The organism is Crossiella sp. CA198 (assembly GCF_052078295.1).
Lineage (GTDB): Bacteria > Actinomycetota > Actinomycetes > Mycobacteriales > Pseudonocardiaceae > Crossiella.
Genome location: NZ_JBQJIM010000015.1, coordinates 92,783 through 118,430, shown reverse-complemented (window position 1 = coordinate 118,430; position 25,648 = coordinate 92,783). Strand labels below are relative to the sequence as shown.

Annotated in this window: 21 protein-coding genes; 6 read left to right on the top strand and 15 right to left on the bottom strand. The window is 71.1% G+C overall.

Features of this window, described 5'->3' with window-relative positions; translation table 11 throughout:
* The first annotated feature begins 11 nt into the window (after window positions 1-11).
* From ACTOWY_RS25195 to ACTOWY_RS25175, 5 genes are all read left to right on the top strand, one after another.
* A complete protein-coding gene (locus ACTOWY_RS25195) occupies window positions 12-497 on the top strand; it encodes a formate dehydrogenase subunit gamma (RefSeq protein ID WP_247757927.1) in 486 nt (161 codons plus the stop codon).
* Window positions 494-2,047, top strand: a complete 1,554-nt coding sequence (locus ACTOWY_RS25190; protein WP_441312141.1) for a formate dehydrogenase beta subunit — start codon at window positions 494-496, stop codon at window positions 2,045-2,047. The genes ACTOWY_RS25195 and ACTOWY_RS25190 overlap by 4 nt, the downstream gene beginning before the upstream one ends.
* Window positions 2,044-4,851, top strand: a complete 2,808-nt coding sequence (fdhF, locus tag ACTOWY_RS25185; protein WP_441312140.1) for a formate dehydrogenase subunit alpha — start codon at window positions 2,044-2,046, stop codon at window positions 4,849-4,851. Before ACTOWY_RS25190 ends, fdhF begins: the two co-directional genes overlap by 4 nt.
* A 3-nt stretch (window positions 4,852-4,854) precedes the next feature.
* Complete coding sequence (locus tag ACTOWY_RS25180) at window positions 4,855-5,073, top strand: formate dehydrogenase subunit delta (protein ID WP_441312139.1); 219 nt, start codon at window positions 4,855-4,857, stop codon at window positions 5,071-5,073.
* Window positions 5,074-5,209: 136 nt separating this feature from the next.
* A complete protein-coding gene (locus ACTOWY_RS25175; RefSeq protein WP_441312138.1) occupies window positions 5,210-6,316 on the top strand; it encodes a methyltransferase in 1,107 nt (368 codons plus the stop codon).
* Between the two features lie 75 nt (window positions 6,317-6,391).
* On the opposite strand, the gene ACTOWY_RS25170 is transcribed toward ACTOWY_RS25175, so the two are convergent.
* Window positions 6,392-7,984 carry a tannase/feruloyl esterase family alpha/beta hydrolase gene (locus tag ACTOWY_RS25170; RefSeq protein ID WP_441312137.1) on the bottom strand — a complete coding sequence of 531 codons (1,593 nt, stop codon included), beginning with the start codon at window positions 7,982-7,984 and terminating at the stop codon, window positions 6,392-6,394.
* Between the two features lie 702 nt (window positions 7,985-8,686).
* On the opposite strand from ACTOWY_RS25170, the gene ACTOWY_RS25165 reads away from it, so the two are divergent.
* The gene (locus ACTOWY_RS25165; protein ID WP_247757934.1) at window positions 8,687-9,259 is read left to right on the top strand and encodes an RNA polymerase sigma factor; all 573 of its coding nucleotides are present in this window, start codon (window positions 8,687-8,689) and stop codon (window positions 9,257-9,259) included.
* Here the strand turns inward: ACTOWY_RS25165 and ACTOWY_RS25160 are convergent.
* The 14 genes from ACTOWY_RS25160 to ACTOWY_RS25095 form a co-directional block, all read right to left on the bottom strand.
* A complete protein-coding gene (locus ACTOWY_RS25160) occupies window positions 9,219-12,470 on the bottom strand; it encodes a tetratricopeptide repeat protein (RefSeq protein WP_441312136.1) in 3,252 nt (1,083 codons plus the stop codon). The genes ACTOWY_RS25165 and ACTOWY_RS25160 overlap by 41 nt on opposite strands.
* Window positions 12,471-12,654: 184 nt before the next feature.
* The gene (locus ACTOWY_RS25155; RefSeq protein WP_441312135.1) at window positions 12,655-13,131 is read right to left on the bottom strand and encodes a MaoC family dehydratase; all 477 of its coding nucleotides are present in this window, start codon (window positions 13,129-13,131) and stop codon (window positions 12,655-12,657) included.
* A 5-nt stretch (window positions 13,132-13,136) separates the two neighbouring features.
* On the bottom strand, window positions 13,137-13,931 hold the full coding sequence (gene fabI / locus ACTOWY_RS25150) for an enoyl-ACP reductase FabI (protein WP_441312134.1): 795 nt from the start codon (window positions 13,929-13,931) through the stop codon (window positions 13,137-13,139).
* Window positions 13,924-15,141: a beta-ketoacyl-[acyl-carrier-protein] synthase family protein gene (locus ACTOWY_RS25145; RefSeq protein WP_441312133.1), complete on the bottom strand. Its 1,218-nt coding sequence runs from the start codon at window positions 15,139-15,141 to the stop codon at window positions 13,924-13,926. Before ACTOWY_RS25145 ends, fabI begins: the two co-directional genes overlap by 8 nt.
* Window positions 15,141-15,380 (bottom strand): acyl carrier protein, encoded by a 240-nt coding sequence (locus tag ACTOWY_RS25140; protein ID WP_247757952.1) that lies wholly within the window; start codon window positions 15,378-15,380, stop codon window positions 15,141-15,143. The genes ACTOWY_RS25145 and ACTOWY_RS25140 overlap by 1 nt, the downstream gene beginning before the upstream one ends.
* Window positions 15,377-15,850 carry a type II toxin-antitoxin system RatA family toxin gene (locus tag ACTOWY_RS25135; protein WP_441312132.1) on the bottom strand — a complete coding sequence of 158 codons (474 nt, stop codon included), beginning with the start codon at window positions 15,848-15,850 and terminating at the stop codon, window positions 15,377-15,379. The genes ACTOWY_RS25140 and ACTOWY_RS25135 overlap by 4 nt, the downstream gene beginning before the upstream one ends.
* The gene (locus ACTOWY_RS25130; RefSeq protein ID WP_441312131.1) at window positions 15,847-17,100 is read right to left on the bottom strand and encodes an aspartate aminotransferase family protein; all 1,254 of its coding nucleotides are present in this window, start codon (window positions 17,098-17,100) and stop codon (window positions 15,847-15,849) included. The genes ACTOWY_RS25135 and ACTOWY_RS25130 overlap by 4 nt, the downstream gene beginning before the upstream one ends.
* Window positions 17,097-18,239: an acyl-CoA dehydrogenase family protein gene (locus tag ACTOWY_RS25125; RefSeq protein ID WP_441312130.1), complete on the bottom strand. Its 1,143-nt coding sequence runs from the start codon at window positions 18,237-18,239 to the stop codon at window positions 17,097-17,099. Before ACTOWY_RS25125 ends, ACTOWY_RS25130 begins: the two co-directional genes overlap by 4 nt.
* Complete coding sequence (locus tag ACTOWY_RS25120; RefSeq protein ID WP_441312129.1) at window positions 18,240-19,868, bottom strand: aldehyde dehydrogenase family protein; 1,629 nt, start codon at window positions 19,866-19,868, stop codon at window positions 18,240-18,242.
* Window positions 19,869-20,172: 304 nt separating this feature from the next.
* On the bottom strand, window positions 20,173-21,159 hold the full coding sequence (locus ACTOWY_RS25115) for a phosphatidylglycerol lysyltransferase domain-containing protein (protein WP_441312128.1): 987 nt from the start codon (window positions 21,157-21,159) through the stop codon (window positions 20,173-20,175).
* Window positions 21,156-21,605, bottom strand: a complete 450-nt coding sequence (locus ACTOWY_RS25110; RefSeq protein ID WP_441312127.1) for a hypothetical protein — start codon at window positions 21,603-21,605, stop codon at window positions 21,156-21,158. The genes ACTOWY_RS25115 and ACTOWY_RS25110 overlap by 4 nt, the downstream gene beginning before the upstream one ends.
* A 3-nt stretch (window positions 21,606-21,608) precedes the next feature.
* Window positions 21,609-22,823 carry a cytochrome P450 family protein gene (locus tag ACTOWY_RS25105; protein ID WP_441312126.1) on the bottom strand — a complete coding sequence of 405 codons (1,215 nt, stop codon included), beginning with the start codon at window positions 22,821-22,823 and terminating at the stop codon, window positions 21,609-21,611.
* A gap of 9 nt (window positions 22,824-22,832) precedes the next feature.
* Window positions 22,833-24,194, bottom strand: a complete 1,362-nt coding sequence (locus tag ACTOWY_RS25100) for an NAD(P)/FAD-dependent oxidoreductase (RefSeq protein WP_441312125.1) — start codon at window positions 24,192-24,194, stop codon at window positions 22,833-22,835.
* Window positions 24,191-25,537 carry an NAD(P)/FAD-dependent oxidoreductase gene (locus ACTOWY_RS25095; protein ID WP_441312124.1) on the bottom strand — a complete coding sequence of 449 codons (1,347 nt, stop codon included), beginning with the start codon at window positions 25,535-25,537 and terminating at the stop codon, window positions 24,191-24,193. The genes ACTOWY_RS25100 and ACTOWY_RS25095 overlap by 4 nt, the downstream gene beginning before the upstream one ends.
* Between the last annotated feature and the right edge of the window lie 111 nt (window positions 25,538-25,648).

Below are 25,648 nucleotides of genomic sequence, written 5' to 3'. Positions count from 1 at the left end.
GGGAGACGGGCATGCCGATAGACACGAGCGAGCCTTCGATGGCCGACCGGGTGCGCTCAGTGGTGGACCGGCATCGCGGTGATCGCGGCGCGCTGCTGCCGATCCTGCACAGCCTGCAGGCCGAGTTCGGGTACGTGGATCAGGCGATGATCCCGGTGCTGGCCGCCGAACTGAACCTGTCCAGGGCCGAGGTGCACGGGGTGGTGACCTTCTACCACGACTTCCGCGCCGAACCGGCCGGTCGCACCGTGCTGAAACTGTGCCGGGCCGAGGCCTGCCAGTCCGTCGGCGCGGAGGACCTGGTCGCGCACGCCGAGGCCAGGCTGGGCAGCAAGATCGGCTCCACCACCGCGGACGGCCAGGTGACCCTGGAGCAGGTGTTCTGCCTCGGCAACTGCGCGCTGGGGCCCGCGGGTCAGGTCAATGGCCGCTTGTACGGACGACTGGACGCGGCGAGACTCGATGGCATCCTCGATGCGGAGGCGGAACGCGCATGACGACCACTATCTATGTGCCCCGTGACTCCGCCGCCTGTTCGGTGGGCGCGGACGCGGTGGCGAGCGCGATCGCCCGGGAGGCGGCGGCCGCCGGGGCGGATGTGCACGTGGTGCGCAACGGATCCCGCGGCATGCTGTGGCTGGAACCCCTGGTCGAGGTCAGCACCGAGGCGGGCCGGATCGGCTACGGGCCGGTGTCCGCCAGCGAGATCCCCGCGCTGATCGAGGCTGGCCTGTTCGCCGGTGGCGCGCACCAGAAACGCCTCGGTCTGGTCGAGGAACTGCCCTGGATGGCCGATCAGCAGCGGCTCTGCTTCGCCAGGGTCGGTGTCACCGACCCGGTTTCCGCCGATGACTACCTGGCACACGGCGGCATGGCCGGACTGCGCCGGGCGCTGACCATGGATCCGGCCGAGGTGGTCAAGGAGGTCACCGACTCCGGCCTGCGCGGCCGCGGCGGCGCGGGCTTCCCGGCAGGCATCAAGTGGAACACCGTGCTCAAGACCGACGGCGAGCTGAAGTTCGTGTGCTGCAACGCCGATGAGGGCGACTCCGGCACCTTCGCCGACCGGATGCTGATCGAGGGCGACCCGTTCTGCCTGATCGAGGGCATGGCCATCGCGGCGTACGCCACCGGGGCCACCGAGGGCTATGTGTACCTGCGTTCGGAGTACCCGGACGCGGTGGCCACCCTGCGCCAGGCCATCGAGGTGGCCTACGCCCGCGGCTGGCTGGGCCAGGACTACCTCGGCTCCGGGCAGCGCTTCGACCTGTTCGTCCGGGTCGGCGCGGGCGCCTACATCTGCGGCGAAGAGACCTCGATGCTGGAGAGCCTGGAGGGCAAACGCGGGATGGTGCGGGCGAAACCGCCCATCCCGGCGATCACCGGCCTGTTCGGCAAACCGACCGTGGTGAACAACGTGCTCACCCTGGCCTCGGTGCCCAGCATCCTGGCCGAGGGCGCGGCGGCCTACGCGGCGCTGGGCGTGGGCCGCTCCCTGGGCACCCAGGTCTTCCAGCTGGCCGGGAACATCAAGCACGGCGGGGTGTTCGAGACCGCCTTCGGCATGTCCCTGGCCACCCTGGTCAACGACTACGGCGGCGGCACCCGGTCCGGGCGGCCGGTGCGCGCGGTCCAGGTCGGCGGGCCGCTCGGCACCTACCTGCCGGCGTCCACACTGGACATTCCGTTGGACTACGAGGCGTTCGCCGCGGCACAGGCGATGCTCGGGCACGGCGGCATCGTGGTCTTCGACGACACCGTGGACATGGCGGCCATGGCGCGCTTCGCCATGGAATTCTGCGCCGAGGAGTCCTGCGGCAAATGCACCCCGTGCCGGGTGGGCTCGGTACGCGGGGTGGAGACGATCGACCGCATCGTCGCCGGGGTCGAACCCGAGGCCAACCTCGTGCTGCTGGGCGATCTGTGCGAGCTGATGACCGACGGCTCGTTGTGCGCCATGGGCGGGTTGACGCCGAACCCGGTCCTGTCCGCACTGCGGCACTTCCCGGACGACTTCACCGCCCGTCACGAGGGGACGGCACCATGACCCTGTTCAAGGAACACGATCTCGGCACTCCGGCCAAGCCCGGCGAGGCCACCGTCACCATCGAGGTGGACGGCATGCCGGTGCGGGTGCCCGAAGGCACCTCGGTGATGCGCGCCGCGGCCGAGACCGGCATCGACATCCCCAAGCTGTGCGCCACCGACTCCGTGGAGGCCTTCGGTTCCTGCCGGCTGTGCCTGGTCGAGATCGACGGCCGCCGCGGCACCCCGGCCTCCTGCACCACCCCGGTCGCCGAGGGCATGAAGGTCAGCACCCAATCGCCGAAACTGGAGAAGCTGCGCCAGGGCGTGATGGAGCTGTACATCTCCGACCACCCCCTGGACTGCCTGACCTGTTCGGCCAACGGCGACTGCGAACTGCAGGACATGTCCGGGGTGGTCGGCCTGCGCCAGGTGCGTTACGGCTACGAGGGCGAGAACCACCTCGGGCTGCTCAAGGACGATTCCAACCCGTACTTCGACTTCACCCCGTCCAAGTGCATTGCCTGCTCCCGCTGTGTGCGGGCCTGCGGCGAGGTGCAGGGCACCTTCGCGCTGACCATCGAGGGCCGCGGCTTCGACTCCAAGGTCTCCGCCAGCGCGGGCGAGTTGTTCATGGACTCCGAATGCGTCTCCTGCGGCGCCTGCGTGCAGGCCTGCCCGACCGCGACGCTGCAGGAGAAGTCGGTCATCGAACTGGGCATGCCCACCCGCAGCGTGCTCACCACCTGCGCCTACTGCGGGGTCGGCTGCTCGTTCAAGGCCGAGCTGCGCGGCACCGAGCTGGTGCGGATGGTGCCGTACAAGGACGGCGGCGCGAACGAGGGCCACTCCTGCGTCAAGGGGCGCTTCGCCTTCGGCTACGCCACCCACCCGGACCGGCAAATGAATCCGATGGTGCGGGACAGCATCGACGAGCCCTGGCGGGTGGTCGACTGGGAGACCGCGATCACCACCGTGGCCGACCGGATGCGGGAGATCCAGGCCGTGCACGGGCCGGGCTCGATCGGCGGCATCACCTCCTCCCGGTGCACCAACGAGGAGGTCTACGCGGTCCAGAAGATGGTCCGGGCCGCCTTCGGCAACAACAACGTGGACACCTGCGCCCGGGTCTGCCACTCCCCCACCGGCTACGGGCTCAAGCAGACCTTCGGCACCAGCGCGGGCACCCAGGACTTCAAGTCGGTGGCGCAGGCCGATGTGATCGTGGTGATCGGGGCCAACCCGACCGACGGCCACCCGGTGTTCGCCTCCCGGATGAAGAAGCGGCTGCGCGAAGGCGCCAAACTGGTGGTGATCGACCCGCGCCGGATCGACCTGGTCCGCTCACCGCACATCGAGGCCCAGCACCACCTCCAGCTCAAGCCCGGCGCGAACGTGGCCGTGGTGAACGCGATGGCGCACGTGATCGTCACCGAGGGCCTGGTCGATCAGTCCTTTGTGGACGAACGCTGCGAGGGCTTCGACGAATGGGCGAGTTTCATCCAGCGCCCGGAGAACAGCCCCGAGGCAGCCGAGGCGGTCAGCGGGGTCCCGGCGGCCGATCTGCGCGCGGCGGCCCGGTTGTACGCCACCGGCGGCAACGCGGCGATCTACTACGGCCTCGGCGTCACCGAGCACAGCCAGGGCTCCACCATGGTGATGGGCATGGCGAACCTGGCCATGGCCACCGGCAACATCGGCCGCGACGGCGTGGGCGTGAACCCGTTGCGCGGGCAGAACAACGTGCAGGGCTCCTGCGATATGGGCTCCTTCCCGCACGAACTGCCCGGCTACCGGCACGTCTCCGACGACGCCGTGCGCGAGGTGTTCGAAACCCTGTGGCAGCGGCCGATCCTGGCCGAACCGGGCCTGCGCATCCCCAACATGTTCGACGCCGCCATCGACGGCACCTTCCGCGCGCTGTTCGTGCACGGCGAGGACATCGCCCAGTCCGACCCCAACACCAACCACGTCTTCAGCGCGTTGCGGGCGATGGACCTGGTAGTGGTGCAGGACCTGTTCCTCAACGAGACCGCCAAATTCGCGCACGTGTTCCTGCCCGGCACCTCCTTCCTGGAGAAGGACGGCACGTTCACCAACGCCGAACGGCGGATCAACCGGGTCCGCCCGGTGATGGCGCCCAAGACCGGCAAGCACGAATGGCAGATCGTCGCCGAGATCGCCCAGGCCATGGGCTATCCGATGTCCTGGAACAACACCAGCGAGATCATGGACGAGATCGCCTCGGTCACGCCCACCTTCGCCGGGGTCTCCTTCGAGCGGCTGGACAAGCTGGGCAGCATCCAGTGGCCCTGCAACGACAACGCGCCCGAGGGCACGCCGATCATGCACGTGGACGGGTTCGTCCGCGGCAAGGGCCACTTCGTGCCGACCACGTTCGTGCCCACCGAGGAACGCAGCACCCGCAAGTTCCCGCTGATCCTCACCACCGGCCGGATCCTGAGCCAGTACAACGTGGGCGCGCAGACCCGGCGCACCAAGAACGTGGCCTGGCACCCGGAGGACCTCCTGGAGATCCACCCGCACGACGCCGAGGTGCGCGGCATCTCCGACGGCGACCTGGTGTCGCTGTCCAGCCGGGTCGGCGAGACACAGCTGCATGCGGTGCTGTCCGACCGGATGCCGGTCGGCGTCGTCTACACCACCTTCCACCACCCGGTCACCGGGGCGAACGTGGTCACCACGGAGAACTCCGACTGGGCCACCAACTGCCCCGAGTACAAGGTCACCGCGGTCCAGGTCGGACTGCGCCGCACGGTTGCCCCGTCCCAGGCCGCGGAACCGGCCGAAGCGCTGGTGGAGTAACGCATGTCGACCACGTCCCAGTCACCCCAGGTGCGGCTGATCAACGAGATCGCGCTGCAGTTCGAGGGCCAGCCGGTCAGCCGGGCCGCGACCGCGATCGCCGAGCACATCCGCGCCTTCTGGGACCCGCGCATGCGCGCGGACCTCAACCAGCAGCTCGTGGACAACCCCGGGGCGCTGTCCCCGCTGGCGTTGTCGGCGGCCAAGCTGTTGCGCCACTGAACCATCGTGCCCGTCCGGTTCGCCGGGCGGGCGCGGTGGGTTAGGCTGGCCGCGTGACCTGTCCTGTGTTCGCCGCCGTCGTTCGCTGACGCCGCTCCGTCCCCGGAGCCCTCAGCCGAACCAGCGGAACAGGACCATGGACACGGGTTTCTTCAGCGACGGCCGGAACTGGCTGTCCACGCGGGATCAACCGCGACCACAGAATATTCGCCAGGTAGACAATCGGATCTCCGCCGCCGAGGCCCTGCGGCTGTGCCGGGACGGGATTTCCCCGCACCGGCAAGGTGACTGGCCAGGACTGCGGCAACTGCTGCGCGCGATGGACCGGCGGATGCCCTGGCGCGGCGGGGATTTCGCCCGCTGGCGGCAACACCAGGCCTGGCGCTCGGCGGTGCTCGGGCGAGTGCTGGTGACCCTGGACGACGGGCTGGCGCCGACGGTCCGGGAGGCGTGCGCGCAGGTGTACGGCGAGATCACCGGGCCCGCGGTGGTGTCGGCACGCGAACTGCTCGGCGTGCTCGGGGCGTACGAGTGGCGACGGCGGGGGATCTTCGTACCTGGGTTGGGCGCGCGTATCCACCCGCACTACGGGGTGTTCCCGCCGACGCGGCATGAGTACGTGGACCTGGTGGCCGAGGCGGAGCCGCCGGGCGGGCTGGCCTTCGACGTGGGGACCGGGACCGGGGTGCTGGCGGCGGTGCTCGCGCGGCGGGGACTGCGGGTGCTGGCCACGGATATCGACCCGCGGGCGGTGGCCTGCGCGCGGGACAACGTGGCTCGGCTCGGGCTGGACGAGCAGGTCGAGGTGACGCAGGCGGATCTGTTCCCGGCCGGGCGGGCGGACCTGGTCGTGTGCAACCCACCCTGGCTGCCGGGGCGGGTGCGCGGCGGCCTGGATCGGGGCGTGTTCGATCCGGGCGGGCGGATGCTGGGGGCGTTCCTGGACCGGCTGGCCCGGCACCTGACCCCGGGCGGCCAGGGCTGGCTGGTGCTGTCGGACCTGGCGGAAACGCTGCGGTTGCGGGAGCCCGGAGCCCTGGCGGCGGCGATCTCGGCCAGCGGGCTCCGGGTACTGGGAAGCAGTTCCACCCGGCCCCGGCACCCGCGAGCAACGCGGGCCGGGACGCGGACCGCGGCCGGGGCGGACCCCCTGCGTGCAGCCCGCCCCGGAGCTGCGGCTGATCCCCTGCGTGCCGCCCGCGCGACCGAGGTGATCACCTTGTGGCGGCTGGGCGCGCGCTAACCCCAGCCCGCCCACTTGGCCCAACTAGGCGTACCGGTTGGGCCAAGCGGGCGTACCAGTTGGGCAAACTCGGCGTCAGCGGGCGCAGTGGTAGCTGGTGGCCTGCTTGGGGTCGTTCTTGCCGTCGTAGTGGGAGATCTGGGGGTAGCGGCACAGGTTGCGGGTGATCTGGGCGCCGGTGGCGTCCTTGGTCTCGGCGGGCAGGGTGTCGGGGGCCTTGCCCTGTTCGACCCACTTGACCAGGGCACCCAGGGGGTCCACCGGGGCCGGGCCCGCGCCGCCGCCGCAGTGGTCGACGCCAGGGGCCAGGAAGACCCGGTAGAACTCGTCGACCTTGGCCGCGCCGCCCATCCGGCGTTCCACCCGGTCGCGGTAGTCGGTGGTGCCCTGGGCGAAGATGATCGGGTCGGTCCAGCCGTGCCAGGTGATCATCTTGCCGCCGGCCCGGCGGAAGCCGGACAGGTCCGGGTTGTCACTGCCGATGAAGCGGTCCAGCTTGGCCGGGGACTTGGCCGCGATCCGGTTGAAGTCGCGGTAGGACACCGAGTCCAGGGTGAACTTGGGGTTCTCCTCGACGAAGTAGCGCACCCAGTTGTCCGCGATCGGGTTCGGCACGCCGACCAGCTTGCCGTCCGGGCCGGGCTGGGTGTCGGCCACCACGTTGAACGGGGCGCTCTTGGGCAGCGCGGACCAGGACGGGTGCCCGGCCCAGATCTTGCGCACCACCTCGGCGACAGCCCGGCTGATGGTGATCTCCTTGCCCTCGCACAGGATCTTCTGCCCGATCAGCGAAGCCGGATCGTACTTACAGCGCAACGGCTGCTCCAGCACGCCGTCGGCCACGCCGTCCAGGGTGTCGCAGGCCTTGATCGCGGCCTGCTGGAACGCCTCGAACTCGCAGTTGCTCGGCAGCACCTTCTCCTGCCGCATCACCACCTGTCCCCACAGGTCGGCGACCAGGAAGCGGGGCATGCTGATCGCGGGCGCCGCGGCCAGGACGCCGTCGTAGTCACCGGGGTAGCGCTGCGCGTTCATCAGCCCCTGGCGGCCGCCGGTGGAGCAGCCGTTCCAGTAGGCGTAGCCGGCCGGGCGGCCGTAGTGCGCGGCGGTGACCGCCTTGCCGACCAGGGCCAGGTCGTGCAGCGAGCGGGAGGAGAAGTTGGTCAGCAGCTCCTCGTTGACCTTGCCATCCGGGCCGAGCGCCCAGGAGGCCGGGTCCAGGCCGTCCGCGCCGACGCCACCGTCGGTGGTGGCCGCGGCGTAGCCGTCCCGCAGCGCCATGGCCAGCCCGAACTCGAAGTTGCCCATCGAGTAGCCACCGCCGCCGACACCCTGGAAGCGGCCATTCCAGCCCGCGCGCGGCAGCCAGGCCGCCACGAGCACCGTGTCGTTCACCCCGGGATGGGTGAGCGTCACCTTGATCTCGCACAGCGCCGGATAGGCGATCGGCGGGAACCACGGACTTTCGATCACCCCGGCCGGTTTGGCCTGGGCGGTCACCGACAGCACTCGGGCGCCAGGCACGTGCGGGGCAGCGGGTGGGACGCACTCCGCCGAGGTGGCGGCGGGCGCGGCGGAGACGGGGACGGTGGGCAGGAGTAGCGCGACGGAAGCGAGTAGCGGCACGGCGAGCAGCCGGAGTCCGCGACGGACTGGACGGGTGGACATGGGCCGAACCTAGCGGCAGGCCCCGACAATCACGACCGAGTTCGGGCCGGAGCCGCCGGACGGCCCGCAGGGCGCCGTCCGGCGGCTCCGCTCAATCAGGATCCGCAGTGGCCGCAAGCACCGGCCACGACGGTCACCGGCTCAGCCGGCGATGCGGACACAGTGGTGACCAGACCGGCCGCCAACGCACCCGACAACGCCAGCGAAACTAGTAGCACGCGCTTCATGAAAATCACTCTCCGAAACATGAATCCGTTATTTACCGCAGGGTCCGCAATTCAGCAGGCGCCGCACTCCGCCAGCACCGTCGCCCCACAGCCGCCAGCGCAGCCATCAGACGTCGAGCCACCGTCCACACTCATGCTCACCTGCGCACTCAGCGCCGAGGCAAGCCCAGTGCCGAGCCCACCCAGCGCGGCAAGAGCGACGACGGCCATCATCAGTCGTTTCATGAATCAGCCCCTGATCAATCAGGGAACGCCCGCCCTCGCAAGCGTTCCATCCTGACGTGACGGACGCTGAACCTAAACCACGAAACACGGAAAGAAAAGGGTTCCGGCAAACCGGTAGGGATGTTTACCGGACGTCAGCCAAGTTGAACAGTTAACTAGTCGCGTCAGGTTTCCATCCAGGTTTCGCCAATCCCGGCCGCGCAGGATTCTCCCGTCGCACCCACGTCGCGCGAACCGATCGGTCGAAACCATGTCGCACACCCTGCACGCACCACCCGCGCAATCCGACACCCTGGTCAGCCGTTGCCAGAACCGCGAGGAGGACGCCTGGACCGAACTGGTTCAGCGCTACGGCCCGCTGGTCCGCATGATCGCCTCCTCCTTCGGGCTGCGCCGGGCCGATGTGGAGGACATCGCGCAGCAGACCTGGATCCGGGTCTACGAGGGCATCCGTTCGGTGCGTGAGCCGGACCGGGTGCGCGCCTGGATCGTCACGGTGACCCGGCGGGAGGCGTTGCGGCACCTCAACCGGCGGACCAACGGCGAGCTGCCGATCGGCGACCAGCAGTACTTCGACGTGGCCGACGAGCAGGCCAGCCCGGAGCGGCACGTGCTGCTGGGGGCGGAGCTGGACGCGGCGCTGGCGGTGGTGGCGAAGCTGCCGGAGGCCCAGCGCAGGCTGCTGATCCTGCTCTTCGGCGCGCAGGCGGTCAGCTACGACGAGATCAGCGCCCGGCTGGGCATCCCGCGTGGGTCGATCGGGCCGACCAGGGCGCGGCTGCTCAGGCAGCTCCAGTACGCCCTCGACGGCTGGCGGTCATGAGTTCCGGCGCGGGCAAGTCGAGTTCCCGGTAGGTTTCCTCGGCCCGTCGCCGGTGTTCGGCGGCGGTGTCCGGGATCTCGTGCACCGCGCCGAGCCCGTGGTGGGCGTGCGCCAGTTCGTGCCGGTTGCGGGCCTCGCCGCTGCGGTGCAGGGCCTGCTCGAACCAGATCCGCGCGTTGGGCGCGTCGCCGAGCAGCCAGTGCAGGTCGCCGAGGTGGTTGAGGGTCATGCACTCGCTGAACAGATTGCCGGTGTCGCGCTGCAATTCCAGACCCTGCAACAGGTTCTGCGCGGCCTCGGGCAGCTGGCCGGTCCACAGCAGCACCTCGCCGAGGTAGCCGAGCGCGGCGCCTTCCCCGGAGGGACAGCCGATCTCCCGGTACACGCCGAGCGCCTGCTCCAGGAGTTCGGTGGCCTCGCCGGGCTGGCCGACCCGGAGCAGGGCCTGGCCGAGGTTGCTCAGCGCGTTGGCCTGGTGCCGCCGGTACCCGGTTTCCCGGTGCACGGCCAGTGCCCGGCGCAGATGGTCCAGGGCCTCGGGGTAGCGGCCGACGCGCAGGTAGGTGTGCCCGAGGTTGTTCAGCGCGCCGCCGATGCCGAGGCGGGATCCGGTGGCGCGGTTGACATCCAGCGCGGCGGAGAAGTGTTCGATGGCCTGTGGGTAGCGGCTGGTGCGCAGGAACAGGTAGCCGAGGTTGATCAGCGAGATGCCCTCGCCGACCCGGTAGCCGCCGCGCCGGTAGAGCCGCAGCGCGGATTCCAGGCGCCGTTCGGCCTTGTCGTAGCGGCTGGTGTGCAGGAAGACGTTGGCCAGGTCGTTCTCGGCCTCGCCCTGGCCGATCAGGTCCTCGATCTCGCGGTAGATCTCCAGGGCCTGGGTGAGGCTGGCGATGGCCTCCGGGTAGCGGCCGGTGGGTTCGTAGATGCCGCCGAAGCGGCGCAGCGCGGTGGCCTCGCCGCGGCGGAAACCGGCCGCGCGGAATAGGTCCAGGGCCTGTTTGAGGTTGTCCACGGCCTCCCGGTAGCGGCCCAGCCGCAGGCAGGCCGACGCCAGGCCGAGTCTGCTGCACGCTTGGGCGTGCCGGTCGCCGAGTTCGCGGCTGGCCTCGACCGCGCCGTGCATCAGGCGCAGCGGGGAGTGCCCGCGCATGTCGAAGTAGGCGTCCAGGGTGTGCGGCAGCTGCCAGGCCGGCTCGTGCCAGCCGTCCTCCTGGGCCTGGGTGGCGGCCGCGGCCAGGTTGGGGTATTCGGCGTCCTGCCAGGCCAATGCCTGTTCCGGGGTGCTCAGCCAGGCCCGGGGCGCCGGCGCCTCGGGCAGCCAGACCAGGTTGGGGTCCAGCAGGATCGCGGCCGCGCCGCTGGTGGCGACGTAGTGCTCGAACATCCGGTGCAGCGCGGCGCGGCGGCCCGGTTCGGCTTCCTCGTCGTGCGCGGCGCGGCGGGCGTAGTGCCGGAGCAGGTCGTGGAACTGGTAGCGGCCAGGGGTGGGTTGCTGGATCAGGTGCACGTCGACGAGTTCCTCCAGGAGGTCCTCGGTCTCGGCCACCGGCAGCTCGGCCAGGGCTGCGGCCACGTGCACGTCGAAGTCGGGGCCGGGAATGAGGCCCAGCAACCGGAACAGCCGGGCCTGGGCGGGGGCGAGTTGCCGGTAGGACAGGGTGAACGCGGTGCCCACGCACCGGTCCCCGGCAGCGAGTTCGGTCAGCCTGCGGCGCTGGTCGCGCAGCCGGGTGGCCAGGTGCGCGGCGGTCCAGGCCGGGCGGGCGCGCAGCCGGGCCGCGGCGATGCGCAACGCGAGGGGCTGGCGGCCGCAGAGTTCGACCACCTCGGCCACAGCGGTGTGCTCGGTGGTGGCGGGCGGGTGGTCCACGGTGCGGGTGAACAGGTCGGCGGCGGCGGTGTGCGGCAGCACGTCCAGGGACAGCGTTTGCGCGGTGTCCAGGTCGGTGAGCCGCCGTCTGCTGGTGACCAGGGTGAGACAGCCCGCGGTGCCAGGCAGCAGTGGTCGGACCTGGGCGGCGCTGGCGGCGTTGTCCAGCACCAGCAGCGCGCGTTTGTCGGCGAGTTCGGCCCGCCACAGCGCGGAGCGGGCGTCCAGGCGTTCCGGGATCTTCTCCCCGGCCACGCCGATGGCGCGCAGCAGGGTGTCCAGCGCGGCGGCCGGATCGGTGGGTTCGTGCCCGGCGGTGTGCGCGTGCAGGTCGATGAACAGCGAGCCGTCCGGGAAGTGCGCGGCGAGCTGGTGCGCGGCGTGCACGGCCAGGGTGGTCTTGCCGACCCCGGCCATCCCGTCGATGGCGGTGATCACCAGCGCGGTGCCGCCGGGCCGGTCGGTGTCGGGCAGGGTGGCCAGCAGGCGGCGCATCTCCTCCTGACGGCCGGTGAAATCGACGATGTCGGCCTGGAGGTCGTTGCGGCGGGTGCTGGTGCGTGGCCGTTCGGCCGGGCGGGCGGCGCAGTCGGCCTCGCCGTGCAGGATCCGCTCGTACAGCTCGCCGATCTCCGGGCCGGGGCTGACCCCGAGTTCCTCGGCCAGGGCGGTGCGCAGGTCCTGGTGCACCCGCAGCGCCTCGGCCGGGCGGCCGGACTGGCAGAGCGCGCGCATGAGCAGGGCGTGCAGCCGCTCGCGCAGCGGGTTGGCCGCCACCAGCGCGCTCAGCTCGGCGACCAGGTCGCCGCCGCAGTCCGCGCCGCGGGCCAGCACGCAGTCGGCGAGTTCCTCCTGGGTGGCCAGCCGGTACTCGGTCAGCCGGGCGATCTCCGCGTCCAGGATCGGGGTGGCCGCCACCCCGGCGAACGGGTTGCCCCGCCACAGCGCGAGCGCCTCCCGGTAGCGGCGGGCGCAGGTCTCCGGATCGCCGAGGCGGCGGGCCACCCTGGCCTGTTCGACCAGGGCCTCGAACCGGTGCAGGTCCAGCTCACCGGGCTGCAGACTCAGCTGGTAGCCCGGTGAGCGGCGTAGTAGCCAGGCGGGACCGCCCTTGCGTTGCCCCAGCGCGCAGCGCAGCCGGGAGATGTAGGCGTAGATCTCCGCCTTGGTGTCCACCGTGGTGCCGTGCGGCCACAGCTCCTCGGCGATCCGGTCGATGCTGACGATGGCGCCCGCGTTGGCGAGCAGGATGCCGAGCACGGTCCGCGCCCTCGGCGTCCCCAGCGGCAGCGCCTGCCCGTCGAGCACGGCTTCCAGCGGCCCCAGTACCCGAAACTCCACTGCCCGTCCCCACACACTTCACCAGCGGCTATGTCCTCCCTGTCGCGGAGGCTCAGTGAATGGTTACTCCGAAAGTGCGAAACACCGAATTACCCCAGACATCATTGCTGGAATGACTCGTTCAGGAATTCGTGATTCACTGGACCGGTCAAGCGGACATTCCGGACCGGATGTGACGCCGCCGTCACCCGGCCAGTGCCGGCTCGGGCACGTGCAGCAGCATCCGCATCCGGGCGGTGAAGGCGGCCTCCGATTTGCCGTCGATCTCCCCGGTGACGCCGAGCTGCAGATCGGTGAACCCGAGTGGGCGTTCGGTGGCCACCAGCAGCTCGAACACCGCGCGCACCCGGGCGCCGACCGGCACCGGCTGGTGGAACCGCAGCCGGTCCATGCCCTTGTTGATCACCAGGTCGACGCCGTCGACGTGGATGGTCTCCATGAGCTGGGCGGGCAGCAGGGACACGGTGAGGAAGCCGTGTGCGATGGGTCCGCCGAACATGCCCTCGCTGGCCCGTTCGGCATGCAGGTGGATCCACTGCCGGTCCTCGGTGACCTCGGCGAAGTCGGCGATGCGTTGCGCGGACACGGTATGCCAGGCGCTCGCGCCGAGCCGCTGGCCGACCGCCTCGCGCAGTTCGGTGGCACTGCTGAAGATGCGCATCCGGCTCAGCTCCTCTCGGGGGCGGCGCCGACCGCGTGCGCCCCGCCGTCGACGTGCAGGATTTCCCCGGTGACCGCGGGCATCCAGGCCGAGAGCAGCGCGCAGACGACCCTGGCCACCGGTTCGGTGTCGGTGTGGTCCCAGCCCAGCGGGGCCCGGTTGGACCACACCTGGTCGAGTTGGTCGAACCCGCCGATGCCCCGGGCGGCGAGTGTCCGAAGTGGACCGCAGGCGACCAGGTTGACCCGGGTTCCCTGTTGTCCCAACGCCTGGGCGAGGTAGCGGCAGCAGCTTTCCAGGCCTGCCTTGGCCACGCCCATCCAGTCGTAGCCGGGCCAGGCCAGGCTGGCGTCGAAGTCCAGGCCGACCAGGGATCCGTGTTCGGCTTTGGCCAGCAGCGGGCCGAAGACCCGGCCGAAGGCGGCGAAGGAGTAGGTGGAGATGTGCAGTGCGGTGGCCACCTCGGCCCAGTCCGCGGTGAGGAAGCCGCCGCCGAGCGCGCTGGGCGGGGCGAAGGCGACCGAGTGCAGCACGCCGTCCAGGCGGCCCCAGCGCTGGTCGAGGGCGTCGGCCACCGCGTCGAGGTGCTCGGGTTTGGTGACGTCGAGTTCCAGCACATCGCAGGGGACCGGGAGTTTCGCGGCCATCGCGGCGGTGATGCCGAAGCCGCGGCCGAAGCCGGTGAGCACCACCTCAGCCCCGTGTTCCTGGGCCAGTTTCGCCACCCCGTAGGCGATGGAGCTTTCGGTGAGCACGCCGGTGACGAGGATCTTCTTGCCGGAGAGCAGTTTCTCAGTCACGCGTCACCACGATCACGCCGTTGGCGCCGCCGAACCCGAAGGAGTTGCTGACCGCGGCCCGCAGGTCCAGTTGCCGGGGCACCTTGTGCACGATGTCCAGTTCGATCCGCGGGTCCTGCCGGTCGAGGTTGGCGGTGGGCGGGATGATGCCGTCGCGCACGGACAGCACCGTGCACACCGCCTCGATCGCACCGGCCGCGCCGAGGGCGTGGCCGAGGGTGCCCTTGACCGAGGTGACCGGGGTCTGGTCGCCGTAGAGCCGGTTGATCAGCCCGCCCTCGATGACGTCGTTCATCGGGGTGGAGGTGCCGTGCGCGTTGACGTGGCCGATATCGCCGGGGGTGAGTCCGGCCTCGGCGAGCGCGGCCAGGGTGGCCCGTTCCACGCCGTCGCCGTGCGGGTGCGGGGCGGTGATGTGGTGCGCGTCGGAGGATCCGCCGTACCCGGCCAGCCGGGCGTGCACTCGCGCCCCGCGGGCCTGGGCGTCCTCGGCGCGTTCGAGGACCAGGATGCCCGCGCCCTCGGCGGCGACGAAGCCGTCCCGGTCGGCGTCGAAGGGCCGGGAGGCGGTGCCCGGGTCCTCGCTGCGGGTGGACAGCGCGCCGAGTTGCCCGAACCCGGCCATGATCAGCGGGGACAACGCGGATTCGGCACCGCCGGCGATGACCACGTCGCAGATGCCGGACCGCAGCCAGTCCCTGGCCACGCCGAGCGCGGTGGCCCCGGAGGCGCAGGCGGTGGCGGGGGCGAGGTTGGGGCCGCGGGCGCCCAGGTCCAGGGTGAGCCAGGCGGTGGGTGAGCCGACCCCGGCCATCGGGATCAGCATCGGGGTGACCTGGGATTCCCCTTGCAGGCGCAGGATCTCGTACTGCTGCTCGAAGGTCATGGTGCCGCCGAGGGAGTTGCCGACCACCACGCCGACCCTGGCCCCGTTCCAGCTCGCCGGGTCCAGGCCGCTGTCCGCGATGGCCTCGCGGGCGGCGACCCTGGCCAGGTGCGCGCAGCGTTCCTGCCGCCACGCGGTGCGGCGGCCCAGCTGCGCGTCGGCGTCGAAATCGGGCACCCGGCAGCTGAAATCGCTGACCTGTCCTGCCAGGTTGGGGTCCGGGCTGGCGGTGGACTCGCCGCGCAGGATGCGCGCCCAGCTCGCCTCGACACCGATCCCGGCGGAGGTGACCAGCCCGAGGCCGGTGACGGCGATGCCGCTCATCAGGCGGCCTCGCGCTTGGACTCGATCAGCTTGGCGATGGTGGCCAGGGTGTCCGAAGTGGACACTTCGTCGTCCTTGACCCTGACCCCGAACTCCTTCTCGGTCACCAATCCCAGTTCGACCAGGGCGAGTGAGTCCAGGTCGAGGTCGGCGAAGGTGGCCTCGGCCCGGACCTCCTCGGGCGGCACGCCGAAGCGGGTGGTGAGCAGGGCGGTGAGCTGGTCGAGCAGGGCGGTCATGGGTGATTCCTTTCACCAGGGTGTGCGGGCAGGTCGTGCAGTTGGGCGCCGGCGCCGAAGAGTCCACTCAGGACGGAGCGCATGACCCGGCGGAGCAGCCGTTCGGCCACCGGGTCCATGGCCTCGGCGAGGCTGTCGATGCCGAAGTCGAAGTCCACCTGGAAGTCCACCGCGCAGCCGGCGTCCAGCTCGGTGATCCGCCAGGCGCCGCGGAAGTGCTCGAAGTCGCCGTCGGTCTGGCCGAATTCGACGCTGGTGGTGGCCGGGTCGAGTTTTTCCCATTCCCGCCAGCGCAACCGGCCGCGGCGGAAGGTGACCTCCCAGGCGGAGTGCCGGGGGTCGCCGGGGAAGACCTCGACCGAGCGGACTTCCTCGGCGATGGCCGGGAACCGGCCGAAGTCGGTGAGCAGGGCGAAGGCCTGCGCCGGGGTGGCGCCGGGGACCTCGGCCAGCAGGTGCACGCGTCTCATGCCGCCACCGCCTTGGCCGCGGTGGCGAAGGCGCCGCGCAGGAAGTCCACTTCGGACTCCTCCAGGATGGCGGGCGGGGTGAGGCGCAGCACCTGGCCGGAGTTGAGGGAGTGGTTGGCGATGACCCCGGCGGCCATCAGTTCGGCGAGCAGGTCGGCGGCCAGGCCGGGTTCGCTGAACTCGACCCCGATGAGCAGTCCGGCGCCGCGTACCTCGCGCACCCGGGTGCCGAGGATGTCCTTGCAGATCAAGGAGAGTTCGCCGCGGATGCGTTCGCCGAGCTTGCGCGCGGCCTCGACCAGGCCGCCCTCCTGGATGGCGGTGAGCGCGCCGCAGACCGCGGCCATGCCCAGTGGGCTGGCGGAGAAGGTGGAGGTGTGCAGGTAGGGGTCGCGGTCGAAGGCGCGGAAGGCGGATTCGGTGGCCAGCACCGCCGAGACCGGCATGACGCCGCCGCCCAGGGCTTTGCCGACCACCAGCACGTCGGGCACGATCTGTTCGCGGTCCGCGCCCCACCAGTGGCCGAGCCGGCCGAGGCCGGTCTGCACCTCGTCCAGGATGAGGAAGGCGCCGAACTCCCGGCACAGCCGGTGCGCCTCGGTGAGATATCCGGCCGGCGGCAGGATGACGCCCGCCTCGCCCTGCACGGGTTCCAGGATCAGCGCGGCCCGGCCTTCGTGTGCGGCGAGTTCCTTGCGCAGGGCGGCCGGATCGCCGTAGGGCACGTGGCAGACCCCGGACAGCAGTGGCCGGAACGGGTCCTGGAACACGCCGCGGGCGGTGACGCTGAGCGCGCCGAGGGTTTTGCCGTGGTAGCCGTTGGTGGCCGAGATGAGGTGGGTGCGGCCATGTGTGCGGGCGAGTTTGATCGCGGTTTCCACCGCCTCCGCCCCGGAGCAGGCGAAGTGCACTTTGTCCATTGTGGATGGTGCGATCGCGGTGAGTGCGGCGGCGGCCTTGGCGGCGCTGGGTTCGAGCAGGAGTTTGGCGGAGACCGGCAGGGTGTGCAGCTGGGTGCGCACCGCGGCGACCACCCTGGGGTGCCGGGCGCCCATGAGCAGCACGCCGTAGCCGCCGCAGTTGAGCAGTTCCCGGCCGCGGCTGGTGCGGACCCAGGCCCCGGTGGCGGACTGTTCCAGCTCGCGGCCGAACAGTTCGCCCAGGGCGGCGCGGCCGCGGCTGAGGTGATTGCGGTAGGTGGCGGCGGTGCGCTCGAATTCGGCGTCGCGGTCGGTGGTGTCCAGGGTCATGCCGCGTCCCTGGCCGAGGTGAGGTGGCCGAGGATGGTGTCCAGGGTGCTGGCCCGGGAGGGCGGGTGGAAGGCGACCGCGTGCGCGGCGGCGACCAGGTAGGCCACCTCGCCTGCGGAGATGAAGGCCATGCCGCCCAGCAGTTCCGCGGCGAGGGAGGCGGTGCTGGTGACCAGGTGTTGCACGGTGTGCCGGGTGACCAGGGCCGCGCCCAGGGTGTCCACTCCGGTGTCGCCGGCGTCGATCCGCCGGGCCAGGCCCTCGGTGAGCAGGGCGGCGGACTGGTGCCGGATGAGCAGTGCGGCCCGGTCCGCGGCACTGCCCCGGCTCCGGTGCAGCACCCGGTGCACGAGTGCCCCGGCGAGTCCACTGTAGACGGAGCAGACGCTGAGCTGGAACCAGATCAGGCCGAGGATCTGGAGTTCCAGCATCCGTCCGGCCAGCTCTGGAGTGGTGCGGACGAGCTGGTCCTCGGCGAGGAAGACGTCGGTGAGCCGCACCTCGTGGCTTTCCGCCCCGGCCAGTGCGAAGGTGGACCAGAACGGGTGCACGGACAGACCGGTGGTCAAGGCGGGCATCAGGATCAGCCCGAAGTCGGACTGGCCGTCACCGGTGGGCACGGCCACGCTGGCGGAGAGCAGGTCCATCGACCGGGACAGGCTGCACGGCTTTTTGCCGCCGTTGACCAGGTAGCCGCCGTCCACGCGTTCGGCGCGCAGGGTGGGGCGCAGGATGTCCTGGTCGGTGTTGCCTTCGGCGAACCCGGAGGCCAGCAGCAGCCGGTCGGCCGCGATCCGGTGCAGCAGCGTGGGATCGAGGCTGACCTGATCGCCGATGGCGGCGGTCATCGAGTACAGGGTGCCGACGGAGAAGTGGTGCATCATGGTGGCCACCGCCATGGACGGGGCCAGCGCGCCCAGGGCCCGCATGACGTGCATGGCCTGCACCGCGGTGCCGCCGCTGCCGCCGTATTCGGTGGGTACCACGAGGTTGGAGCCGTTGCAGGCGCGGAAGAGCTGGATGGCCTTGCCGTCGTCGGCCTCCCGTTCGGCCAGGCTGAGCCCGGCCAGTTCCGCGCGCAGGCCGGGGGCGAGTTCGTCGCAGACGTCCCGGTCGGCGGCCATGAACTGTAGATCCATTCACGCTCCTGGTTGGGTGATGCGGGTGTACGCCTCGAACACCGCGGCACTGGGCCGCACGTTCTCCGCGACGGACACGCCCTGCAGGTGGGTGGTGCGCAGCACCAGGTAGTTGGCCTCGCCGAAGGCGCCGCCGGTGAGTCCGGTGCCGCCGTGGGTGGGCAGGTAGGGCAGGAACCCGATGTGCGAGTCGTTGACCTTGAGCAGCCCGCCGTTGCCGACCCTGGCCAGAAACTGCTCGATGACGGCTTTGTCCTTGGCCCACAACGAGTTGCGCAGGCCGTACCGGTTGCTGTCGACAAAGGTGAGGATCTGGTCCAGCAGGTCCTCGTCGGGCGCCGGTGCGGGCACGACCACGGGCAGCAGCGGGAAGAAGGTCTCCTCGCGCACCGCGGTCAGTTCCCTGGAGGTGTCCAGTCCGTCCACCCGCAGCACGGTGGGCGCGAGGAACGGCCCGGTCTCGGAGAGTTCGCCGTCGACCTCCAGGCGCCCGCCGCCGCAGATCAGTTGGGCGCCCCGGGCGAGGGCGTCCTCGACCACGGTGCCGAAACGTTCGGCCCGCAGTACCGGGGAGAGCAGCACATCGGGTTCGTCGGGGTAGCCGGGTCGCAGCGCGGTGACCGCGGTGTGCAGCTTGGCGATCAGCTCGTCCGCGATGTCGGGGTGCACCACGGCCTGGTTGGGCACCATGCAGATCTGCCCGGAACCGTAGAAGCATTCGGTGAGGGCTTCCACCGCCAGGTCCAGGTCGGCGTCTTTCCAGATGACCACACAGTCGTTGCCTGCCAGTTCCAGGATCGGTTTCTTCCCGGCCGCGATGCAGTCCCGTTCCAGTTCCAGGCCGCGTTCCACCCCGCCGGTGTAGAAGATGTCGTCCACCAGGGGATCGGCCAGCCAGCCCCGTAACGCGGGTCCGGGCCGTCCACAGAACACGTTGAGCACCCCGGGCGGGGCCCCGACATCGGCCAGCGCGGGCACCACGTACTCGCGCAGCACGTACATGACGCCGAACGGCGCACTGCGCGGCGCCCGCACCACCACGGTGTTGCCCGCCATCAACGCGGTCGCCCCGAACAACGCGCTGGTGGCAGGCGCGTTCTGCGGCGGGTTCACGCACACCACGCCATCGGGCCTGCGCCGCAACAACAATCGCCGATCCCCGTGCCGGAACTCCTGTTCGAGCTGCCCGGCCAGCCAGCCCACCGTCTCCTCGCTGGCCACCGACAACATCCCGGCCACCTGCCACTCGGCCAGCGGCCGCGGATTGCCCTCGGCGATGAGCACATCCACCAGTTCCTTGTGCCCCACCAGAATCCGCTCCCGCAACGCGAGCGCCAACTCCACCCTGGTGGCCAACGGCGTCGCGCCCCAGGCTGGTGCGGCCGCCGCCGCGGCGGCCACGGCGGCGGCCATGGTGTCCTCATCGGCGAGCGCGCACCGCCCGACCACCCGGTCCGCGACGGTGGCCGGGTCGAGCTGGCCCTGTTCGAGGCGCCGCTTGAGGGTGAGGCTGCCGAACAGGTCGGTGAGGATCGGCCGCGCGCCCACGGTGTAGACGTAGCGGTCGGAGTCAATCTCCTCTCCGGCCACATAGGACAGATAAGTGGGCACCGGAACCGCAGGCCTCATCGGATATCCCTCTCAGTGTTGGATTGGCGTGCTCCGCACGCGGGATTTTTCGCTCTGAGTCGCCTTGTCGTGTACCCGCCGCACGCGAAGCAAGCTTCGGATGCGTCGGGCACACGACAAGGCAACGCGAAAAATCGGTACCCCGCCGCTGGTTAACGGCCCGCCGTGTCGCTGCGCGCCACGCCTCTTTCGCAACAAGTGGTCGCTCGGTTGAACTGCTCACCACGCCTCGTCGCGAGCTGTGGGCGGAGGGTGTCACTCATACAGTGCCTCCGCGGAGCCGTCTGGATACCGCCGGTGCCGATCACAGCGCGCCGATCAACCGGAGCAGTTGCCAGCCCGCGCCCAGGCTCAGCCCGTGCTCGAAAGCCAGGTACTCCGGTTCGATGTGGTGCGGCGCCCACTTGGTCTTGAAGCGTTCCTGGGTGCGCGCGGAGTACAGCCACCGTTCCCGCCCGGCCACCTGTCGCATGAGCCGACGCAGGATTCCGTTGTCCGCGCCCGGAATCTGATGTTCCGGGTGCAGTTGCACGAACGGGGTGAAGCCCAGGTGCAGCCAGCCCACGCCTTCGTCCCTGAACACCTCCGCCGCGGCCGCGATGATCGACTCGATCGCGCCGGTGGGTGCTTCCGGATGGCGGCGGGTCAGGTCGTAGAGCCAGCCGGGTCGCGGACCGTACACCGGGGAGAACGAGATGTAGGCGACGATCCGCCCGGCCGCCCTGGCCACGAACAGCCTGCGATGCTCCGCACCCCGGCCGCCGCGTTCGCCGACCATGAAGCCGAGTTGTTTGACCGCGCGGCCCTTGGCCCGCAACCACACCTGGTCGATCGCGGCCAGCAGCACGGCCAACGCTGAGTCCATTGTGGACTCCTCGGTGACCACCACTCCGGCGCGGCGGGCCTGGGAGAGCCGGTTGCGGGTTTCGGCGAGTTTGCCGCCGCGCAGGGTGAACTGGGCCAGGTCGATGCTGAAGGAGGCGCCGAGCTGGTTGACCGCGTAGCCGAGGTCGGCGCAGGCCGCGGCTTCCTCGCGCAGCAGTTGCACCGCGGTGATCCGACGGCCCTGCCGGGCGGCGAACTCGCGGAAGGCCGCGGTCAGTGCGGGGTGGTCGGTCTCGGCCGCGCACGGTCCGGTGAGCTGCACCAGGTGTTTGCGGCCCGCGGGCCGGTAGGCGACCAGGCCGTTGAGGCCGGGGGGCTGGAAGTGTTCGGTGTCCTGGTTGTAGGCCAGGAAGGCGCTGGAGCTGCGGCCGTGCGCACGCAACAGGTCGAGGGCGGTGGTGGTCACGTTGCCCGCCCGGACACCGCGGCGGCGAGCCGGATGTAGGCCGGGTGCGGGGTGGGCTCGAAGGACACGGCGAACGGTTTGAGGAAGTTGCCGAGCAGGCCGCGGTCGCCGCACAGGTGGATCGGGATGGCCAGCAGCGCCCACTCCGGGCGGACCAGCCAGGCCCACAGCAGGGCGACGAGTCCGGCGGTGACGAAGCTGTGTGCCAGGTTGTAGGCCACGTAGAAACCGCGGTGGATCTTGCCACTCTTGCTGTGGCGGAAGGCGATCAGGCCGGGCAGGTAGCCGATGACGTCGATGTAGGCGAACAGGATCAGCGCCGGGATCAGCCGCACCTCGGCCCAGTGCGTGATGAACAGCGCGGTGCACAGGCCGAGCGCGGCCAGGTATTCCAGCCGGAGCAGGCGGTAGGTGGTGCGGGTCTCGAACAGGTTGCGTGGATCCACGCCTCAGCCTTCCGGGGTGAACACGATGGGCAGGGACAGCGGGGCGCGGCCGATGCCGGGCATCCACTCCAGGTCCTCATGTCGCGCGGCCAGCCGCAGATCGGGCAGCCGGGCGAACAACCGGCCCAGTGCGGTGCGCACCTCGGCCCTGGCCAGTTGCGCGCCCAGGCAGTAGTGACTGCCGTGACCGAGGCCGAGGTGCTGGTTGGCGTCGGCGCGGGAGAGGTCGAAGGCGTCCGGGTCGGTGAACCGGCGTGGATCCCGGTTGGCCGCGCCCAGCGACACCAGCACCCGCTCGCCCTTGCCCACCGCGACCCCGCCGATCACGGTGTCCTGCTTGGCCCAGCGCATGGTGGACAGCTCGGCTGGTCCCTCGAACCGCAGTGCCTCTTCAACGAGATTGCTGACCAGTTCCGGGTTCGCGCGGAAGGCGGCCAGCTGGTCGGGGTGCCGCAGCAGCGCGAGGGTGGCGTTGGCGATCAGCCCGGCGGTGGTGACGTGTCCGGCCAGGAACAGCAGCAGCGCGTTGGCCAGCAGTTCCTCATCGGTGAGCCGCTGTTCCTGGTCCCTGGCCGCGACCATGGCGCTGATCAGGTCGTCGCCGGGCTCGTTCTTCTTGGCCGCGATGAGCTTGGCCATGTACTCGTTCAGGCCTGCCAGCGCGGCGGCGGCCCGGTCCCTGGTCTCCGGGGTGAAGCCGACGTAGTCGTGCGCCAGCTCGAAGAAGGCGTCCCGGTCTTCCTCGGGCACGCCGAGCAGTTCGCCGATCATTCCCACCGGCAGCCGCAACGCGAAGTCCCGCATCAGATCGGCCTGTCCGCGCGCGGCGAACTCGTCGATCAACCGGTCCGCGCTGTCGGCGAGTTTGTCGTGCAGGGCGTCGATGCGGCGGCGGGTGAACGCGCTGCCCACCAGTCTGCGCAACCGGTCGTGGTCGGGCGGGTCCAGGTTGAGCATGCTGGCGCCCATGCTCGGCGAGAGCCCGTCGGTGGACTCGGCGTCGTAGCGGCTTTCCTTGCTCAGCAACGGATCGGTCAGCGCCTGCCGGACCTCCTCGTACCCGGTGATCAGCCAGGCGGTCAGCCCGGTTGGCAGGGTCACGTAGCGCACCGGGGACACCGCGCGCAGCCGCGCGTAGGACGGGTAGGGGTCGCGCTGGTAGTCCGCGTCGAACAACGCGGCGTCGGCCGGATCCGGCCGGACGGGACATCTTTCCATTGTGGACACTCATTTCCCGTTGCGGCCGAAGCGAAGCGGCGCGCAACGTCCGGTGTGCAGCGAACGTCGGTCGGTCAGCTGGAGGAAGGTCTGGCGCAGCGGGTAACGCAACCGGTCGAACACCGGCGCGGGGGTGGCCCCGCCGCGGTGCCAGGGCACGGTGGGCGGGGGCAGGGGTTTGCCGTGCAGGGCGGCGGCGAGCTGGCCGCTGAGCCAGCCCGCGGAGTGCAGGGCGGGGGCGATGCCGCGGCCGTTCCAGCCACCGGCGAACCAGACCCCCGGCCCGACCTGCCCGACGATCGGCATCCAGTCCGGGGTGGCGCCGCTGACCCCGGCCCAGGACCGGGCGATCCGCACCCCGTCCAGACCCGGGAACAGTTGGCGCAGCTCACGTTCCAGCCGTCGCCAGGTGCCGCCGGCGACCCGGGGTTGCGCGCCGGGGATGGTGCGCGGGTTGGCGGCGCGGCCGCCGCCAAGGATGAGGCGGCCGTCCGGACTGAGCCGCACGTAGTTGAAGAAGGCCCGCGAGTCCAGCACCAGATCCCCCGGCCGCAACGCGAGTCCGGCGAGCTGGGCGGCGGAAAGCGGTTCGGTGCACAGCGCCTGGGAGCGGAACGGGACGATGGGCAGCCGCACCAGTCCGGCCGCGCGGGTGTAGCCGTCGATGGCGAGCACCACCTGGGCCGCGTCCACCTCGCCCCGGTCGGTGCGCACCCGCACCCGCTCCCCCGGTTCGACCGAGCGCACCGGCGATCCTTCGTACACCTCGACCCCGCGGGCCAGCAGCACCTCGCGCAGTCCCCGGCACAGCCGCAGCGGGTCGAGCTGGTACAGCGGCGCGACCCGCAACGCCCCGAAACCCCCTTGCAGGCCAAGGGTTTCCGCCGCCTCGACCGGCGACAGCCAGTCGGCCCGCATACCCAGGCGGTTCAGGTCCGGGAGGTCGCCGGTGTACCGCTGGACGTGCTGGGCGGTGACCGGCAGCTGATACATCCGGCCCCGCACCAGATCGCAGTCGATGCCCTCGCTGGTGACCAGTTCCCGCAAGGCTGCCATGCCCTCCAGGGAGGCGCGGGTGAGCGAGTCGGCCGCGGCGGGTCCGACCCGCTTGCGCAGCAACCGCATCGAACCCCACACGCCGGGCCTGGCCAGTCCGGTGCTGTGCCCGGTCGCGCCGCCGCCGACCACCACCGCCTCCAGCAACACGATCCGTGCCGAGGGCAGTTCCTCCCGCAGCCGGTGCGCCAGGGACAGTCCGGCGATCCCGCCCCCCACCACCACGATGTCCGCGCGATGTTTGCCGGTCAGCGGCGGCAGGGTGGGCGCCACCGGCAGTCCGGCGCCCCAGGGCGAGGTGCGCACGAGGCTCATCGGAGCGCCCCGGCGAGTTCCCCGGACAGGCTGGGCGCCTCGGCCGCGCGTTCGCGGAACGCCTTGCGCCGCAACAGGGACAGCCGCAGCAGGTCGCCGGCCTCCCGCGCCACCGCTGGCACCGGCACACCGGCGAGGACCTGGCTGAGCGCGCCGCGGGCCAGCCGGGTCGCGGTGAGCAGGGTGTCCGCGGCCCGTTTGTCCGCCATCACCTCGTCCAGCCTGCGGATGCCGGTGGCGCCCAGACCGCGGAATACCGCCTTGCGCAACGGGGTGACCGGGGCCGCGTCGCCGAGTTCCTGGCTGTACCAGAAGTTGGCCAGCTCGGCCGCGTCCCGCCGCTGTGCCCAGTGCCGCAACCGATCCGGCTGGGCCCGCTGATCGTCCCAAGTGGACAGCAGAGCCTCGGCGAGGGCGGCGGAGTTGCGCAGCGCGTCGGTGATGCCGTGGCCGATGGTGGCGTCCTTGGCATGTCCGGCATCCCCGGCCAGGGCCCAGCCCGGTCCGTAGGGCTGGCGGAAGAAACACGGATAGCCGCTCATCCGGCGCAGTCCGCCCACCGGCTCGCCGCCACTGGCCAGCTCGGCGATCTCCGGGCTGACCTGCGCCACCCAGGGCAGCAACGCCTCCGGTCCGCTGCGCCGGAAGTCCACCGGATCGCCCACCGGCGGTTGCGCGCACAGGTAGTACTCGTCCGCGCCGGTGGGCAGGATGTGCGCCAGCCGGGCGCCGACCCGGTGCCACAACAGCACCCTGGGCAGCCGTTTACCGCGGTAGTACCGCCACACCTGACCGCGTCCGCTGCGGAAGGTCAGGTACTGCGCGGCACGCACCCAGCGGGCCACCGGCGAGCTGCGCCCGTCCGCGCCGACGACCAGGCGGGCGTGCACCGGCCGCACCCGCCCGTCCCGGTCCGCGACCTCCACCCCGGCCACCCGGCCGGCCACCCGCAGCAGTCCGACCACCGGTTGTCCCAGATGCACCAGTGCGCCCGCCGCCCGCGCACGCTCCAGCAGCAGGTTGTCCAACAGCTCCCGCGGCGGGCACAGCCCGGGATCGTGCGGATGCCGGAAGGTCAGCCGCAGCTCGTCCAGGCGCACCTGGACCTCGGGCAGCGGCGGCACCCCGGCGGCGACCAGGTCGTCGTAGACGCCCTCGGCCCGCAGGTCCGCGGTGCCGTGCAGGATGTGCGTGGACAGCGTCGGCCCGATCTCCACGGCCCGCTCGTACACCGCCACCCGCAGCCCGGCCCTGGCCAGCCTGGCCGCCAGCGCGGCGCCCGCGACCCGGCCACCGACCACCGCGACGTCCACAGTGGACGTTGTTCTCCCGGATCCAGCCATCGCGATCACACCCCTTCGTCTCACCGGAACAGAGACCGGTCAGTGGCGGAGCGGATACACGTGATCGCGCAGCGCGAAAAAGTTGGCGCTACCCGGTATCCACCGGGCCGC